Origin of the sequence: Photobacterium aphoticum (assembly GCF_001029435.1) — a bacterium.
Taxonomy (GTDB): domain Bacteria; phylum Pseudomonadota; class Gammaproteobacteria; order Enterobacterales; family Vibrionaceae; genus Photobacterium; species Photobacterium aphoticum.
The window spans coordinates 165197-180682 of the sequence record NZ_LDOV01000025.1 but is presented as its reverse complement, the minus strand read 5'-3'; the positions used below and the strand labels follow the sequence as shown (position 1 = coordinate 180682).

The 15486-nt window shown below is 50.3% G+C and carries 13 protein-coding genes; 10 read left to right on the top strand and 3 right to left on the bottom strand.

The window, feature by feature from the left end; translation table 11 throughout:
- The 4 genes from ABT58_RS14055 (at position 1) to ABT58_RS14040 (ending at position 3906) form a co-directional block, all read left to right on the top strand.
- Positions 1 to 978: an alpha-L-glutamate ligase-like protein gene (locus ABT58_RS14055; RefSeq protein ID WP_047875051.1), complete on the top strand. Its 978-nt coding sequence runs from the start codon at positions 1 to 3 to the stop codon at positions 976 to 978.
- Between the two features lie 125 nt (positions 979 to 1103).
- Complete coding sequence (locus ABT58_RS14050) at positions 1104 to 2267, top strand: MalY/PatB family protein (protein ID WP_047875050.1); 1164 nt, start codon at positions 1104 to 1106, stop codon at positions 2265 to 2267.
- 107 nt (positions 2268 to 2374) lie between these two features.
- The gene (locus ABT58_RS14045) at positions 2375 to 2881 is read left to right on the top strand and encodes a VC2046/SO_2500 family protein (protein WP_047875049.1); all 507 of its coding nucleotides are present in this window, start codon (positions 2375 to 2377) and stop codon (positions 2879 to 2881) included.
- A gap of 338 nt (positions 2882 to 3219) precedes the next feature.
- On the top strand, positions 3220 to 3906 hold the full coding sequence (locus ABT58_RS14040) for an SDR family oxidoreductase (RefSeq protein ID WP_047875048.1): 687 nt from the start codon (positions 3220 to 3222) through the stop codon (positions 3904 to 3906).
- Positions 3907 to 4185: 279 nt separating this feature from the next.
- On the opposite strand, the gene adhE is transcribed toward ABT58_RS14040, so the two are convergent.
- Entirely contained in the window at positions 4186 to 6885 is a 2700-nt protein-coding gene (adhE, locus tag ABT58_RS14035) for a bifunctional acetaldehyde-CoA/alcohol dehydrogenase (protein WP_047875047.1), read from the bottom strand.
- 710 nt (positions 6886 to 7595) lie between these two features.
- Here adhE and ABT58_RS14030 point away from each other — a divergent pair.
- Positions 7596 to 8237, top strand: coding sequence for a YchE family NAAT transporter (locus tag ABT58_RS14030; protein WP_047875046.1), 642 nt, complete (start codon positions 7596 to 7598; stop codon positions 8235 to 8237).
- A gap of 238 nt (positions 8238 to 8475) precedes the next feature.
- The gene (locus ABT58_RS14025; protein ID WP_047875045.1) at positions 8476 to 9294 is read left to right on the top strand and encodes an ion transporter; all 819 of its coding nucleotides are present in this window, start codon (positions 8476 to 8478) and stop codon (positions 9292 to 9294) included.
- Between the two features lie 118 nt (positions 9295 to 9412).
- Here ABT58_RS14025 and cysS read toward each other — a convergent pair whose 3' ends face one another.
- On the bottom strand, positions 9413 to 10795 hold the full coding sequence (cysS, locus tag ABT58_RS14020) for a cysteine--tRNA ligase (RefSeq protein ID WP_047875044.1): 1383 nt from the start codon (positions 10793 to 10795) through the stop codon (positions 9413 to 9415).
- Between the two features lie 339 nt (positions 10796 to 11134).
- Here cysS and ABT58_RS14015 point away from each other — a divergent pair, with 339 nt between their 5' ends.
- Positions 11135 to 11632 (top strand): peptidylprolyl isomerase, encoded by a 498-nt coding sequence (locus ABT58_RS14015; protein ID WP_047875043.1) that lies wholly within the window; start codon positions 11135 to 11137, stop codon positions 11630 to 11632.
- Positions 11633 to 11674: 42 nt separating this feature from the next.
- The gene (gene lpxH, locus ABT58_RS14010) at positions 11675 to 12400 is read left to right on the top strand and encodes a UDP-2,3-diacylglucosamine diphosphatase (protein ID WP_047875042.1); all 726 of its coding nucleotides are present in this window, start codon (positions 11675 to 11677) and stop codon (positions 12398 to 12400) included.
- A 100-nt stretch (positions 12401 to 12500) separates the two neighbouring features.
- Here lpxH and ABT58_RS14005 read toward each other — a convergent pair whose 3' ends face one another.
- Positions 12501 to 13418 carry a sulfite exporter TauE/SafE family protein gene (locus tag ABT58_RS14005; RefSeq protein WP_047875041.1) on the bottom strand — a complete coding sequence of 306 codons (918 nt, stop codon included), beginning with the start codon at positions 13416 to 13418 and terminating at the stop codon, positions 12501 to 12503.
- A gap of 199 nt (positions 13419 to 13617) precedes the next feature.
- On the opposite strand from ABT58_RS14005, the gene ABT58_RS14000 reads away from it, so the two are divergent.
- Together ABT58_RS14000 and ABT58_RS13995 are read left to right on the top strand one after the other, a co-directional pair.
- The gene (locus ABT58_RS14000; protein ID WP_047875040.1) at positions 13618 to 14850 is read left to right on the top strand and encodes an EAL and HDOD domain-containing protein; all 1233 of its coding nucleotides are present in this window, start codon (positions 13618 to 13620) and stop codon (positions 14848 to 14850) included.
- Positions 14851 to 14853: 3 nt separating this feature from the next.
- Positions 14854 to 15366 carry a YchJ family protein gene (locus ABT58_RS13995; RefSeq protein WP_047875039.1) on the top strand — a complete coding sequence of 171 codons (513 nt, stop codon included), beginning with the start codon at positions 14854 to 14856 and terminating at the stop codon, positions 15364 to 15366.
- Positions 15367 to 15486 lie beyond the last annotated feature (120 nt).

The window sequence follows — 15486 nt, the reverse complement described above, 5'->3', positions numbered from 1 at the left end:
ATGCAGTCATTCCTGTCTCGATTCACCAGTCCATGGAAACTGCGTCAGCGCGGTATCATGGGCATGAATAAGCGAAACCACAGCTACATCGGGCGCTACAACAACCGTAGCCTCTACCCGTTGGTGGATGACAAGCTCAAAACCAAACTGATCGCACAACAAGCTGGTGCCACGGTACCGGAATTGATTGGTGTGATTGGCAGTCAGGTGGATGTGAAAACCATCCACGACATGGTCAAAGACTGGCCGGGCTTTGTGATCAAACCGGCACAGGGCTCAGGCGGTAAAGGCATTTTGGTGATCGTGAAGCACAAAGACGGGATCTACGTGAAACCGTCTGGCGCAGAGATCAACCGTGAAGACGTTGAACGTCACATCACCAATACCCTGGCGGGCTTGTTCTCGCTCGGGGGGAAAAACGATGTGGCTATGGTGGAAAACCTGATCCAGTTTGATGATGTCTTTGACGGCTTCAGTTATGAGGGTGTACCGGATGTGCGCGTGATCGTGTTCAAAGGCTACCCGGTCATGGCCATGATGCGCTGCTCAACGGCGGCCTCTGACGGTAAAGCGAACCTGCACCAAGGGGCGGTGGGTGTCGGTATTGATATCGCCACCGGTAAAGCCATTCGTGCCGTACAGTTTAACCAGCCAATTGAACGTCACCCCGATACTGACCGCTTGCTGAGCGAACTCTCGGTACCGAACTGGGAAAAACTGCTGACGCTAGCCTCCAGCGCGTGGGAGATGACAGGCTTGGGTTACATGGGCACCGACATGGTGTTAGACAAATCCAAAGGCCCGATGGTGCTGGAATTGAATGCCCGCCCCGGTCTTGCTATCCAAATTGCCAATGGCTGTGGCTTATTGCCGCGCCTGAAGCACATTGAAAACCTCGGCACGCCAGCCAAACCGCTGACACCCGAAGAGCGTGTCGCGTACGCCGCCGAGCAATTTGGCAGTAAATCACAATTCTGATTTCCCCCTCAGACTGTGAGGTATCTCGTCCATCCTATTTAGCCCTGCCACACGGTAGGGCTTTTTCTTCTCTCTGGTTTAGCGATAATACCTCCCTCACTCTTTTTTTCGTTCAAGGATCTGACATGGCCACTGAATCGCCTTTTTCACAATCGGTAGACCGTACCCAAAGCAACAGCATTAAATGGCAAAAATACCAAGGTCAGGACATCCTGCCGATGTGGATCGCCGACAGTGACTTCAAAGTACCAGAGGCCATTACCGATGCCCTGCACTGTCATGTGGATCACGGTGTGTTTGGCTACGGCAGTGCGCCGGCCCATTTAACCCAGCTGCTGGTTGACCGCATGGCCCGCCTTTACCAATGGCACATTGAACCGGACTGGATTGTCTACCTGCCTGGACTGGTATGCGGCATCAACCTCAGTGTGCGCGCTACCACACAAACCAATGGCGGCGTATTGTGTCCGACCCCGATTTACCCGCCGTTCAAGCAAGCAGTCAAACTGGGTGAGCGCAGCTATCAGCCGCTGCCGATCACACTGAATGATCAACGCTGGCTGCTGGCACTGCAAGATGACGCCGTGACGCCTGACAGCCAACTGCTGCTGTTTTGTAACCCGCTGAATCCGGGTGGCACCGTGTACCGCCGTCATGAGTTAGAAGCGGTGTGTGACTTTGCGGAAAAACATGACTTGGTGGTGTGCTCGGATGAAATCCACAGTGATTTGATTTTGGATCCCAATTGCCAGCACATTCCGTTTGCCAGCATCCGTGAGCAGGCTGCACAACGCTCGATCACCCTGATCGCGCCAAGCAAAACCTTCAACATTGCGGGCCTGGGTGCCTCGATGGCGATTATTCCGAACCCGACCCTGCGCCGCGCCTTTGTGAAAGCCAAGGCCGGCATTGTGCCGGATGTGAACGTACTGGCTTACACGGCGGCTGAAGCGGCTTATGAACACGGACAAGTCTGGCTGGATGAACAACTGGCTTTGCTGCGTCAGCACAAGCAGAAACTGGAAGAGACCATCAATGCGCTACCCTACCTGACCCTGCATCCGATTGAGGGGACATATCTGGCGTGGATTGATGCCAGCGAACTACCGGTCGCCTCACCGTTCAAATTCTTTGAGCAAGCCGGTGTGGGTGTCTCGCCGGGTGCTGATTTCGGTAACCCGCAATTTGTGCGTCTGAACTTTGCCTGCCACACCGACACCTTGAATGAGGCCTTGCGCCGCATTACCGAGGCGGTACACGCATTGGCCCAGCAACAGGCACAAGCGTAAGCACCGAAAAAATTCCGCCTTTGTGCTAAAGAAATGTCTGCCCGTACCGATACGCTATATACGATGGCATCACGCCATTCGCGACTCAATGAGATAAACGGGCAGACATGCAGATCCATACCTTAGATAAAGCACAGCTGATTCATGAAGTGCAGCTCGGCAGTCACCTCAGCCATGCGGTTGAAGGTGGGCGTCGTGCCGACTTTGCTTTGATGCTGGCGATGCTGTCACCGGATCTGCTGGAAACCACCCCGCTGGACGCGCCGCCTGCAGAAGGGAAAACCGAAAGCGAACTGCGCGCCTATTTTGAATTGCCGCCGGCAACGCCACTGAGCAGCACCGAGCACTGTTACGAACACAGTGCACGTCAGGCACAGGCCTTTCATGACAGTGGCTTGGCTGATGTGCGTCTCTTGAGCGGCTTACAGCCAACGGCTCTGACCTACCCGCCACAAGGCACCAAAGGCATGCCGGAAGAGCTTTATCACAACCTGTCAGGCCATGAACGTCGTTTGTTGCCACCGACAGAAACCACCCGCGTCCCGGCTTCGCCACAAGATTTGTACTTGTCGCTACTGCAAGCCAAGCGCTTTGCAGAAATGCGTCTGGCCTAATCCACCACCACTTAATATCCCCACACCCAATATACCTTATCGATAGAGGTATGTTTATTTCGTGACCCCCTTCATAGCTTTGCCATCACGATACGGCACGATGATCACAGTTCACTAACATTTTATAACGAGCCTTCGGGGAATGGGTGCTTTTTCACAGTTATTCCAGCCATATCCTCGTACTGTCAGATGAAACAGTAATAAAAGGGGAACGTTATGGCGATATTCAGCAGAAAACACCATATACGACAATACCACGGCCTCATACACACAGTGTTTACATTGCCGACGATCCCATGCTCAGTACGCGGGCATCACCCTGAAAGGATAAGAACGTTATGAATATTGCACAATCAGTCATACTCGTTACTGCCGCAGGCAGCCCGCTGGGTAAAGCTATCGCCTTACATTTTTCCACGCTTGGCGCGCAAATCGCCCTGGTGGATCACGACAAAGCCGCTCTGGCTGACACACTCAGTGCTTGCCAGACGATTCAGGCAGATTGCCAGTCGTATGTGGTTGCCCACCATGATGAGCAAAGCATCGCCGCGCTGATCAGCGCCATTGATGAGCAATTCGGCAAAATTGATGTGCTGCTAAACTGTTGGCTCAGCACCCCACTGCCCTCGTTACTCGGGCCAACATCGGTGGATCAATTCAGCCAATGTTTAGCCGATTCCGTGGCACCGTTTTTCTTGTTTGGTCAGCACACCGCCCATTACATGCGCCAACACCATCGCCAAGGGGTGATCATCAATCTGGCGTTGAACGATGATTGCCACTATCCATCATTGAACAGCGGATCCAAAGCCGTGGTCTCCGGCCTTACCGCCAGCTGGGCCAAAGAGTTAGCGGAGTTTAATATTCGGGTCGGCGGCGTCGTGCCATTAAGCCGCGATGATGACAATGCCGCCCACTACCCACTGCTGAGCTCTCCGCTACAATACGAAATTGTGCGCAGCGCGGAATACATCGTCGCCAATGACTATTTCAATGGCCGTATGATTGAAGCCGAAGTCAGCTAACCTGTCGCGATACTGTGGCGAGGCGATCAATGCCCGCCACAGACACGGCTGACACCACCACATCTCTTCCTTGTGTGAAACCCGCTTTTTCTCTCTCTGCGTTTTCTCGACACTCCTCCCATCAAAACCTTTACTACTTTCCCCCTTGTCTTTCGCTTTTACTCGGCACTCGCAACTCGTAAACTCGCCCCTGTGTATTTCCCCACTTTTCACCAGACGTAAAAAAGCCCGCCAAAGTGGCGGGCTAAAATGTTATTCAGTGCGCTAGCTTAACAATGATTATGCTTCAGCTTTGTCTGCTTTTTTTGCTTTCGCAGGCTTCGCTGCTTCAACAGGCTCAGACTTCTTGATCACTGTTGTGCCTTCAAATGTTTCACCTTCAACGTATGCGTTACCGTAGTAAGCCGCTGTTAGCACATCTTTCAGCTCGCTGATCAGTGGGTAGCGTGGGTTCGCACCAGTACACTGGTCATCGAACGCTTCTACTGATAGCTCATCAACTTTCGCTAGGAAGTCCGCTTCTGGTACGCCAGCTGCCTGGATAGACATTGGGATATCAAGAGCCACTTTCAGCTCGTCCAACCATGCTAGTAGACGCTCAATCTTCTCTGCAGTGCGGTCGCCTGGCTGAGATAGGCCTAGGTGATCCGCAACTTCAGCGTAACGACGACGTGCTTGAGGACGGTCGTACTGAGAGAATGCAGTCTGCTTAGTTGGGTTGTCGTTTGCGTTGTAACGTACCACGTTAGAGATTAGCAATGCGTTTGCTAGACCGTGTGGTAGGTGGAATTCCGCACCCAGTTTGTGTGCCATTGAGTGACATACACCTAGGAAGGCGTTCGCAAACGCGATACCCGCGATAGTTGCTGCGTTGTGTACTTTCTCACGTGCGATTGGGTCGTTAGCACCGTTCGCGTAGCTTGAAGGTAGGTACTCTTTTAGCATCTTAAGTGCTTGTAGTGCCTGGCCGTCAGAGTATTCGTTCGCAAGAACAGATACGTAAGCTTCTAGTGCGTGAGTAACCGCATCGTAACCACCGAATGCTGTTAGCGACTTAGGCATGTTCATCACAAGGTTCGCATCAACGATAGCCATTTGTGGTGTTAGCTCGTAGTCAGCCAGTGGGTACTTAGCGCCAGTCTTGTCGTCAGTTACAACAGCGAATGGTGTAACTTCTGAACCCGTACCTGAAGTGGTAGTGATACATACAAGCTCAGCTTTCTTACCCATTTTAGGGAACTTGTAGATACGCTTACGGATGTCCATAAAGCGCATTGCTAGTTCTTCGAAATGCGTTTCTGGGTGCTCGTACATTACCCACATGATCTTCGCCGCATCCATTGGTGAACCACCACCAAGTGCTAGGATAACGTCAGGCTGGAAGCTCTGCATTGCTGCAGCACCTTTCTCAACAACAGATAGCGTTGGATCCGCTTCTACGTCGAAGAATGTCTGAACTTCAATGCCTTGTGCTTTCAGAAGTGAAACCACTTCGTCTGCGTAACCGTTGTTGAATAGGAAACGGTCAGTCACAAGGAATGCACGCTTCTTACCTTCTAAGTCGCTTAGTGCGATTGGAAGGCTACCACGACGGAAGTAGATAGATTTAGGTAGTTTGTGCCACAACATATTCTCTGCTCGCTTCGCTACTGTCTTCTTGTTGATAAGGTGCTTAGGACCTACGTTCTCAGAGATAGAGTTACCACCCCATGAGCCACAACCAAGAGTCAGAGAAGGCGCAACGTTGAAGTTGTAAAGGTCACCGATACCACCGTGTGTGGTTGGGATGTTTACAAGAATACGTGCAGTCTTCAGTTTGTCACCGAAGTACTTGATACGGTCAGCGTTAACATCTTGGTTTGTGTATAGACCAGATGTGTGACCGATACCGCCGATTTCTACCATCTTAACAGCTTGCTCTACGGCGTTCTCGAAAGAAGACGCACGGAACATACCCAGTGTTGGAGACAGTTTTTCGTGAGCGAATTCGTCTTCGTACTTCACTTCTACACCTTCACCGATAAGGATCTTAGTGTTAGCTGGTACTTTCACGCCTGCCATTTCAGCAATCTTAGTCGCTGGCTGGCCAACGATGTCTGCGTTTAGAGCACCGTTGATAAGCAGAACTTTACGAACTTTGTCTGCTTCAGAAGCAGTCAGTACGTAACCGTTGTGAGAAGCAAAACGTGCTTTCACTTCGTCGTACACTTCATCCATAACGATAACTGCCTGCTCAGACGCACACACTACACCGTTATCAAACGTTTTAGACATCAGTACAGAAGCAACCGCACGCTTAACGTCAGCAGTTTCATCGATAACAACAGGTACGTTACCTGCACCAACACCGATAGCTGGTTTACCAGAAGAGTAAGCCGCTTTCACCATGCCTGGACCACCCGTAGCAAGGATCAGGTTGATGTCATCGTGCTTCATCAGCGCATTTGAAAGCTCTACAGATGGCTGGTCGATCCAACCGATGATGTCTTTTGGTGCACCCGCAGCAACAGCAGCGTCAAGCACAAGCTTAGCAGCGTCGTTGGTTGAGTTTTTCGCACGTGGGTGTGGAGAGAAGATGATCGCGTTACGCGTTTTTAGAGAGATAAGCGATTTAAAGATCGCAGTAGACGTTGGGTTCGTTGTTGGAACGATACCACAGATGATGCCAACAGGCTCTGCGATAGTCATGGTGCCGAACTCTTCGTTCTCTTCCAAAATACCGCAAGTTTTTTCGTCTTTATATTTGTTGTAGATAAATTCTGAAGCGAAGTGGTTTTTGATAACCTTATCTTCAACAATACCCATACCAGATTCAGCAACAGCCTGCTGAGCTAGAGGAATACGTGCATTGTTCGCTGCAAGAGAAGCTGCGCGGAAGATCTTGTCAACTTGCTCTTGAGAGTAAGTCGCAAACTCTTTCTGAGCCGCTTTTACGCGTGCAATCATTGCATCTAGTTCAGCCACGTTAGTTACAGGCATAGTTAACTCCTAACTTAATATTGAAAACTTTTTAGTAAGGATACGTTCTACATCCTTTGAGTTACCGAAGAGCATCCCGCTCAAACAATTTGGTAACACACATTCTTAGTAAATTGCTTTCAAAACTGATTATATTCTTTCACACCGCGAAAAAAATTGATTTGGATCACTTTCGGCTATCGATGTGGCAATTTTGTCAAAACAAGAGCTTTATCATACAAAAAACAACGATTTGGCGTACATTTTGTGACCACGTCGTTTTTATGATGCACATAAGATGTAAACCGCTCTGCCCTTACGCCCTGTATTTTACGTAATAAACCTACATAAACGATCACAATTCACTGCTGTTGTGACATAAATCACAGTTGTTTTTCTGCTTGCACTGCTGTGAATAGTTTTTTGTAGCACAACATCTACCCAGATAAGAGTATGTGAAAACCCGCCCTTTTTACAGCCCAGTAACAAGAACATCATAAATAACTTTTCATTACGGGCTGGATAACTATTTTTAATTGGTCGATTTCATACAATTAGATTAAAGTATCGCCGATCAACAGTCGTGCGATGTAAACGTTCAATGGAAGGACACTCAATTTGTCGCGTTCACCGGCCTTTGCTGTCGACCCTGCCGCTATCCGTTCCCACTGATGCCTGTTGAGTAAGGACACGTCCTATCGTTTTTACTTACCGTCAGACCCGTTATCCCTATGCCATCACTTGAACTTGCTATTTTTTTACAGTTTTTCGTCGGCCTGATCGCCGCCGTAAACCCTGTCGGTATCATGCCGATATTTGTGTCCCTCACTAATCACATGAGCCCGGAAGAGCGAAACCGAACCGCTCTTACCGCGAACATCGGTGTGGCCGTGATCCTGACCGTGTCGCTGCTGGCCGGCCAATTGCTGCTGGATATGTTCAGTATTTCACTGGATTCCTTCCGTGTCGCAGGCGGTTTACTGCTGCTGACGATCGCGTTTTCCATGATGAGCGGTAAATTGGGGGAAGATAAGCAGAATAAAGAAGAACGCTCTGAGTCTATTAGCCGAGAGCAAATTGGTGTGGTGCCACTGGCCATGCCGTTAATGGCCGGCCCCGGCGCGATCAGTTCCACCATTGTGTATGGTTCTCGTCACCCGGATCTGGCCAGTACAGTGGGCATTGCCGTGACGATTGGGGTCTTTGCGACCTGCTGTTGGTTACTGTTCCGTGCCGCCCCTCTCATTGTGCGCGTATTGGGGCAAACGGGTATCAACGTGATCACCCGTATTATGGGCTTGATTCTGGCTGCATTGGGAATTGAATTTATCGCCAACGGCTTGCGCGCTTTGTTCCCTGGGCTGGCGGGATAACACGCTCAGCTCGGCAGGTTATATTGACGCTCACACCCTAACCGTGCGGGCGTCACCACCACCTTTGTGCTTTATCTTATTGCCGATCCTGTGCCCTTGCCCGAGAAATCCCGTGAGATAGTCCTCTATTCCCTTGCTTGCATTGTCCCTATCGTCAATCCTTTATATCCTATAGCGCTTCGATTTTGGCCTCGTGAATACATTTCAATTTCGCGTCTAACAAAGAAAAGGCAATCCAGTGGTCACACTCACCCGCAAACAGCGGCTTTACCAAATCATTTTCGGCACCCAGACCAAAGCCGGGCAGTACTTTGACATTGTTCTGATCGGTGCGATCCTCAGCTCAGAGTTGATCTTGATCCTCTCGTCCGTACAGACGATTGAGTCTGAATTCAGCACCCTGCTTACGGTATTAGAATGGACATTCACCCTGCTCTTTACTGCGGAGTACATCTTGCGCCTCTACTGCTCACCGAAGCCATGGGCGTATGCCAAGAGTTTCTACGGCATTATTGATTTAATCGCCGTACTACCGAGCTATTTGGCCTTCTTACTGCCGGGCTCTAACTATCTGCTGATTTTTCGCTTGATCCGCGTGATGCGTATTTTCCGTATCCTCAAGCTGGCGCAATTTTTGAAAGATTCCAACATCTTGCTGCGTTCACTCTTGATGGCACAGCGTAAAATCTTGGTGTTTTTCAGCACAGTGGCTATCTTGGTGACCGTGTTAGGCTCACTGCTGTACATCATTGAAGGGCCGGAAAATGGCTTCACCAGTATTCCAATCAGCATTTACTGGGCCATTGTGACCATTACGACGGTGGGCTACGGCGATATCGTGCCGCAAACGGATTTAGGCAAGGCACTGGCATCACTGACCATGCTGTTGGGTTACTCTATTTTGGCGGTCCCGACCGGGATCATCACCGCTGAATTGAGCCAAGAAATGAAAACCCAGCGAGATTTCATTCGCTGCATGAACTGCTCCACCAGCGGCCATGAAGCCGATGCCAAATATTGCCGAAAGTGCGGCACAGAGCTGCCTGAGCATTTGTAAATCTGAACAGGTAAAGCTTGGGCATTGGCAATCTGCAAGCATAAAAAAACCGGAGTCTAGGCTCCGGTTTTTTGTTTTCGCTTTTCAGCGCAGTGGCTGAAAACGGGCAATCTGACGATTACTTACGACGCCACGTCGTACCTTGTGGACCATCTTCAAGGATGATGCCCATCGCCGTTAGCTTGTCACGCGCTTCATCAGCTGCAGCCCAGTCTTTCGCCGCACGTGCATCCAAACGCTGTTGGATCAACGCTTCGATTTCTGCAACGTCGTCATCTTCACCGGCACCGCTCTGCAGGAAGGCTTCAGGCTCTTGAGACAATAGACCCAGAATGTCAGCCAGTTCACGCATACGTGCACCCAGTGCAGATGCTGCAGCCATGTCTTCGTTCTTCAGACGGTTGATTTCACGCGCCATGTCGAACAGTACAGAGTACGCTTCTGGTGTGTTGAAGTCGTCGTCCATCGCTTCTGTGAAGCGTGCAATGAATGCTTCGCCACCCGCCGCTGCCACGCTTTCGTCCAGACCGCGTAGTGACGTGTACAGACGCTCAAGCGCAGAACGGGCTTGCTTCAGGTTGTCTTCGCTGTAGTTCAGCTGACTACGGTAGTGACCAGACATCAGGAAGTAACGCACGGTTTCTGCATCGTAGTGCGCCAATACATCACGGATAGTGAAGAAGTTGCCCAGTGATTTTGACATCTTTTCACGGTCAACCATCACCATGCCGCTGTGCATCCACGTGTTCACGTACTTCGAACCGGTTGCACAGCAAGACTGCGCGATTTCGTTTTCGTGGTGCGGGAACTGTAGATCTGAACCACCACCATGGATGTCGAAGTGATCACCCAAAATCGCAGAGTTCATCGCTGAACATTCAATGTGCCAACCTGGACGGCCTGGGCCCCATGGCGATTCCCATGTTGGTTCACCCGGCTTAGACATCTTCCACAGAACGAAGTCCAGTGGGCTGCGTTTAGCGGTTTCGATGTCAACACGCGCACCCGCTTGTAGCTGATCCAAGTCTTGCTTAGACAGCTTGCCGTACTCGTCAAATTTGCTGACTTCAAACATCACGTCGCCGTTGTCTGCCACGTAAGCAAAACCACGTTCAATCAGACGCTCACACATGGCAATGATTTCTGCGATGAAATCGGTCGCGCGTGGCTCGATGTCTGGACGCTTCATGTTCAGCGCATCAAAGTCAGCATGCATTTCACCGATCAGACGTGCCGTCAGTGAATCACAGCTTTCGCCGTTTTCTGCCGCACGCTTAATGATTTTGTCATCAATATCAGTGATATTACGCACAAACGTCAAATCGTAACCTGAATAGCGTAGGTAGCGAGATACCACGTCAAATGACACGAAAGTACGGCCATGGCCGATGTGACATAAATCGTAAATGGTAACCCCACAGACATACATGCCTACTTTACCAGGCTGGATGGGTTTGAATTCCTCTTTCTGTCTTGTCAGTGAGTTATAGATCTTCAACATGTCTCTTAGATACTCATTTTCTGGGGTTACAATATAGAAAACTTATTATACCCAAGCCACCTCAATAAGCTAGTTTCCACCGGAAGATATTAACGCCGTTTACGCCCACAAAAGCGCCGTATAACCCGCATCTGGGGCGGATCTTCTATAGTTAGATCATCGGTGTGCTTGATACCGCCTTGACGTGATACCAAGCACAATACCGCGCGACAGTTTGGGCGAATATTTCAACGATATCGCCACAACCGCAAGCTCTGCGGCAGTTAATATTGACGGCTAAGACCAGTAAGATAGAATCCAACGTTTATAGCAATAAACATCCATTTAAAGGACAAGCTCATGGTAACGCTTCACACGACTTTTGGTGACATCAAAATCCAACTAAACACTGAACAAGCACCGGTAACTTGTGAAAACTTCCTGCAGTACTGCCGTGACGGTTTCTACAACGGTACGCTTTTCCACCGTGTAATCGACGGTTTCATGATCCAAGGTGGCGGCATGGCATCTGGCATGGAAGAGAAAGAATCTCGCGCACCGATCAAAAACGAAGCTAACAACGGCCTAAGCAACAAAGTGGGCACACTGGCAATGGCACGTACGATGGAGCCGCACTCAGCAAGCTCTCAGTTCTTCATCAACGTGAACGACAACAAATTCCTAGACTTCAAATCAGAAACACCTGATGGCTGGGGTTACTGTGTGTTCGCTGAAGTGGTTGAAGGCATGGACGTTGTGAACAAGATCAAAGCGGTTTCTACAGGCAACTGGGGTTACGTACACCAGGACGTACCTGTTGAAGAAGTGATCATCAACAGCGTAACCATCGAAGAGTAATTCTTCTCAAGGGGTGACCAGCGTGTCGCCCCTTTCTTTCTTATGACAACACTCTTTATTGCAGACTTGCACCTCAGTGCAGACCGTCCTGACATTACCGATTGCTTCCTGCGCTTTATGGCGCACGACACGCACGGCATCGATGCCCTGTATGTGTTAGGCGATCTGTTTGAAATGTGGATCGGTGATGACGATGACTCCCCCTTCCACCAGCAGATCAAACAGGCATTTCGTGCGCTGACCGATCGTGGCGTACCGTGTTATTTCATTCACGGCAACCGCGACTTTCTTATCGGCCAACGCTTTAGTCGCGAGACGGGTGTCCAACTACTGCCTGAACACACCGTGATTGACCTGTACGGTACCCCGACCCTGGTACTGCATGGCGATACGCTATGTACGCTGGATGAGGCTTACCAGAAGTACCGGAAAAAAGTCCATAACCGTTTCATTCAATGGTTGTTCTTCCGATTGCCATTACGCACTCGCCAGAACATTGGGCAGAAAATGCGTGGCAACAGCCATAAAAATAATCGCGCCAAAAGCCAAAGCATCATGGATGTCACGCCCGATGAAGTGCTTGCGAAGATGACCGAATATGGTGTGCATCAGATGATCCACGGCCACACGCACCGTCCGGACGTGCATGCACTATCTTTGCACGGACAACCGGCAACCCGCATTGTGCTGGGCGACTGGTACGATCATGGTTCGGTACTCGTCTGCACCCCCGCAGGCAATACACTGGAAACCCGTGACTTTCAGTAAATCATCGCTTTCTACGCAACACGCCAGACAAAAAAAAGGTACGCTCACACGTACCTTTTTTATTTTCTGCTATCGCTGCGTTTATACAACGCACGAAGGATTATGCGTCAGAACCGGATAACACCGGTGACGGAGCCGGCTCGTTTTGCGCCTGTGGGCGACCTTGTTGCCATGAACGGAACATAGTCAACGACGTGTACAACACCACGCCAATCACCAACCACGCCAATACATGCATATCCAGTGATTTCACCAAGTACGCCGCAATCACCACACCAATCGGGCCCGTAATCGCGACTACCAGCGCAGCTCGGCTATTAATGCGGTTACGCACAATAAAACCACCGGCGGAGAAGAAGCTCAGGAAGGCACACGAACACATCATGATCGGGAAAGCCGCTAATGGGTGCATACCCAGCAGGTACACCATGGTCATACACGGCGCATACAAACCTATCCCCACGGTCATCAAGGCACCAAACAGGAAATTACCGGCAATCGCAATCGCCAGTTTCCACCCTGTCAGCCCCAATGCCATACCGCCTAATGGCAACAGCTTCAACTGCCCCGCCAGCATCATGCCAGCAATGACGAGTAACGCACCACACATTACAATGCGGATCAGCTGACGATCCCAACCAGAGACCAAACGCGCACCAACCGTCGCGCCTAAACACGCCGCAATCACCATGCTCACCAAGGTGGTGGGATCCACGTCTACCGCCGTCAAAAAGATCAGGGATTGAAACACCGTCGCCATCACCGCCTGACAGTTCAATGTGCCGGGCAATAGCTGATCATCAACCAATTTAAATTGTTTATAACCTGCGGTTTTAATCGCAAAACTGCCGATACCCAAGGTATCACAGAAATTGGCCACCCCACCGATCAGGCCGATTGGGAGGATTTTAGTTTGTGCTTCCTGCTTACGATTTCTACGCCATGCCATCAGTAGCATGATCATAAAAACGCATCCACCTACAAGCAATCCCGCTTGTATGACTGTGAATACTGTCATGAGTTACACATTATTTAGCGAAAGGAAAAGAAATATCTATTAAGATTAAGGCGATTGCTATGCTTCCAATTAGCATAAAAAGGCTTAATCCGACTGTGAATGAGCGTCAATCACGGTAAGATGCGCGGGTATCATACCGATTTTGACGGGCCACTGGCAAATGCATGCCTGTCATTGACTTTGACCACGAGTAGCCACTTTGACAAATTCATACCTCGCCAGACAACCGATCCTTAACCGACGCAAAGAAACCATCGGCTACGAATTGCTGTTTCGTGATGGTCCCGATAATGCCTTTCCCGCCATTGAAGATGAGCAGGCCACCCATCGCCTGCTGACGGATAATTTTCTGGGTGCCAACGCGGCCGACATCTCTGCCGGCAAAAAAGCCTTCGTGAATTTTCCTTACAGCAGCCTCGTCAAACGCACGCCGCTGATGTTCGCCAAAGAAAGTTTCATCATTGAAATTCTTGAAACCTGCGAGCCTGATGATGCCCTGCTGGAAGCGGTGATTGAATTACACAATCACGGCTACACACTGGCGTTAGATGATTTCATGCCCGCCCCGCCGTGGCAGCGCTTTTTGCCGTATATCCACATTATCAAGTTTGATATCCGCGCCATTCCCATCAGTCGGGCCGGCTTCTTTATCCGACATCATCGGGAAAAAGGCAGCAAATTACGCTTTCTGGCGGAAAAAGTGGAAAGCCACGCCGAGTTTCTGGCCGCGCGGGATGCCGGGTTTGATCTGTTTCAGGGGTACTTTTTCAGCCGCCCGGAAATTTTGCGCCAGAAAACCCTGTCACCGTCGGTCATCACCACCTTGCGTTTGTACCAAGCGGTCAGCCAACCCGAGATCGATTTAGGGCTGATCGAACAACTCATCATTAACGATGTGACGCTCTCTTATAAACTGCTGCGCCACGTTAATACCATGACTGCATCGCGGGCAAAGCCGATTTCCTCGTTCAAACAGGCACTGGCGTTTCTGGGTGATGCCCGTTTACGCCGCTTTGTCACCTTTGTGGCGACCTCGCAAGCGACAGAAGACAAACCCCTGTCTTTGTATTTATTGTCACTGCAGCGGGCACGTTTTTGTGAATATTTGAGCCAGCACATCACCCCAAAAGTGAATCCGAACCAAGCGTTTCTCACTGGCTTGTTTTCGCTGCTGGATTCTATGCTGGATCAACCCATTGCAACGTTGATCAATCAACTGTCGCTGAACAAGGCGATCCGCCATGCGCTTATCGCCCAACACGGTGAACTCGGGCTCTTGCTACAACTGGCAATGGCTTACGATAATGCCGACTGGCCACGCATTAAACAGCTCAGCCAGATTTTACAGGTCAAAGAATCAGTCGTTGCAGAGCGGTATCTAGAGTCATTAAAATGGGCGGCTCATCATGAACAACAACACAATACCGAGTAAACCATGACCCAACGTCATTCCTCATGCCCGTGTGGCAACAAACGTCCACTGGCGGAATGCTGCCAACCGATCCACCAACATCCTGCACTGGCAACGCACCCAGAACAACTGATGCGCGCCCGCTACAGTGCCCACGTACTGGGCTTGGTGGATTTTGTCGTGAGCACCTACCACCCAAGTTGCGAAGCCGAGCAGCACCGTGAAGCCATTGCAGAGTCGGTCAACAGCAAATGGCTGGGTTTGGATGTAATTAACAGCGAGATCGCCGACAATGGTGAAGGCTTTGTGGAATTTCAGGCCTTCTACCGTGATGGCAAAGAAGAATACTGCCTGCATGAGCGCTCCCGCTTCCTGCGTGAAGAGCTAAACGGTGAACAACAGTGGTTCTATATTGATGGCGAATACCCAGAGCCTGAAGCCCCTGCGACGATCACCCCAGCAGTGAGCGATAAAATTGGCCGTAACGACCCGTGTGTGTGCGGCAGCGGTAAAAAATACAAGAAGTGCTGCGGCTAATCCGCACACTGCTCCTATTTTTAACCCAATGTTTTAGCCTCCACTTTCACGCCCACCTCTTCGGGCGTGAAAGATAAAACGAGACAAACCAAGCAAGAAAGGCAAAAACAAAAGACCACC

Bases quoted from the DNA above. Each gene is read 5' to 3' on its own strand.
- lpxH (WP_047875042.1), top strand. From the start codon at position 11,675: ATGACAACACTCTTTATTGCAGACTTGCACCTCAGTGCAGACCGTCCT.
- ABT58_RS14040 (WP_047875048.1), top strand. From the start codon at position 3,220: ATGAATATTGCACAATCAGTCATACTCGTTACTGCCGCAGGCAGCCCG.
- ABT58_RS14015 (WP_047875043.1), top strand. From the start codon at position 11,135: ATGGTAACGCTTCACACGACTTTTGGTGACATCAAAATCCAACTAAAC.
- ABT58_RS14030 (WP_047875046.1), top strand. From the start codon at position 7,596: ATGCCATCACTTGAACTTGCTATTTTTTTACAGTTTTTCGTCGGCCTG.
- adhE (WP_047875047.1), bottom strand. From the start codon at position 6,885: ATGCCTGTAACTAACGTGGCTGAACTAGATGCAATGATTGCACGCGTA.
- cysS (WP_047875044.1), bottom strand. From the start codon at position 10,795: ATGTTGAAGATCTATAACTCACTGACAAGACAGAAAGAGGAATTCAAA.
- ABT58_RS14045 (WP_047875049.1), top strand. From the start codon at position 2,375: ATGCAGATCCATACCTTAGATAAAGCACAGCTGATTCATGAAGTGCAG.
- ABT58_RS14055 (WP_047875051.1), top strand. From the start codon at position 1: ATGCAGTCATTCCTGTCTCGATTCACCAGTCCATGGAAACTGCGTCAG.
- ABT58_RS13995 (WP_047875039.1), top strand. From the start codon at position 14,854: ATGACCCAACGTCATTCCTCATGCCCGTGTGGCAACAAACGTCCACTG.
- ABT58_RS14050 (WP_047875050.1), top strand. From the start codon at position 1,104: ATGGCCACTGAATCGCCTTTTTCACAATCGGTAGACCGTACCCAAAGC.
- ABT58_RS14005 (WP_047875041.1), bottom strand. From the start codon at position 13,418: ATGACAGTATTCACAGTCATACAAGCGGGATTGCTTGTAGGTGGATGC.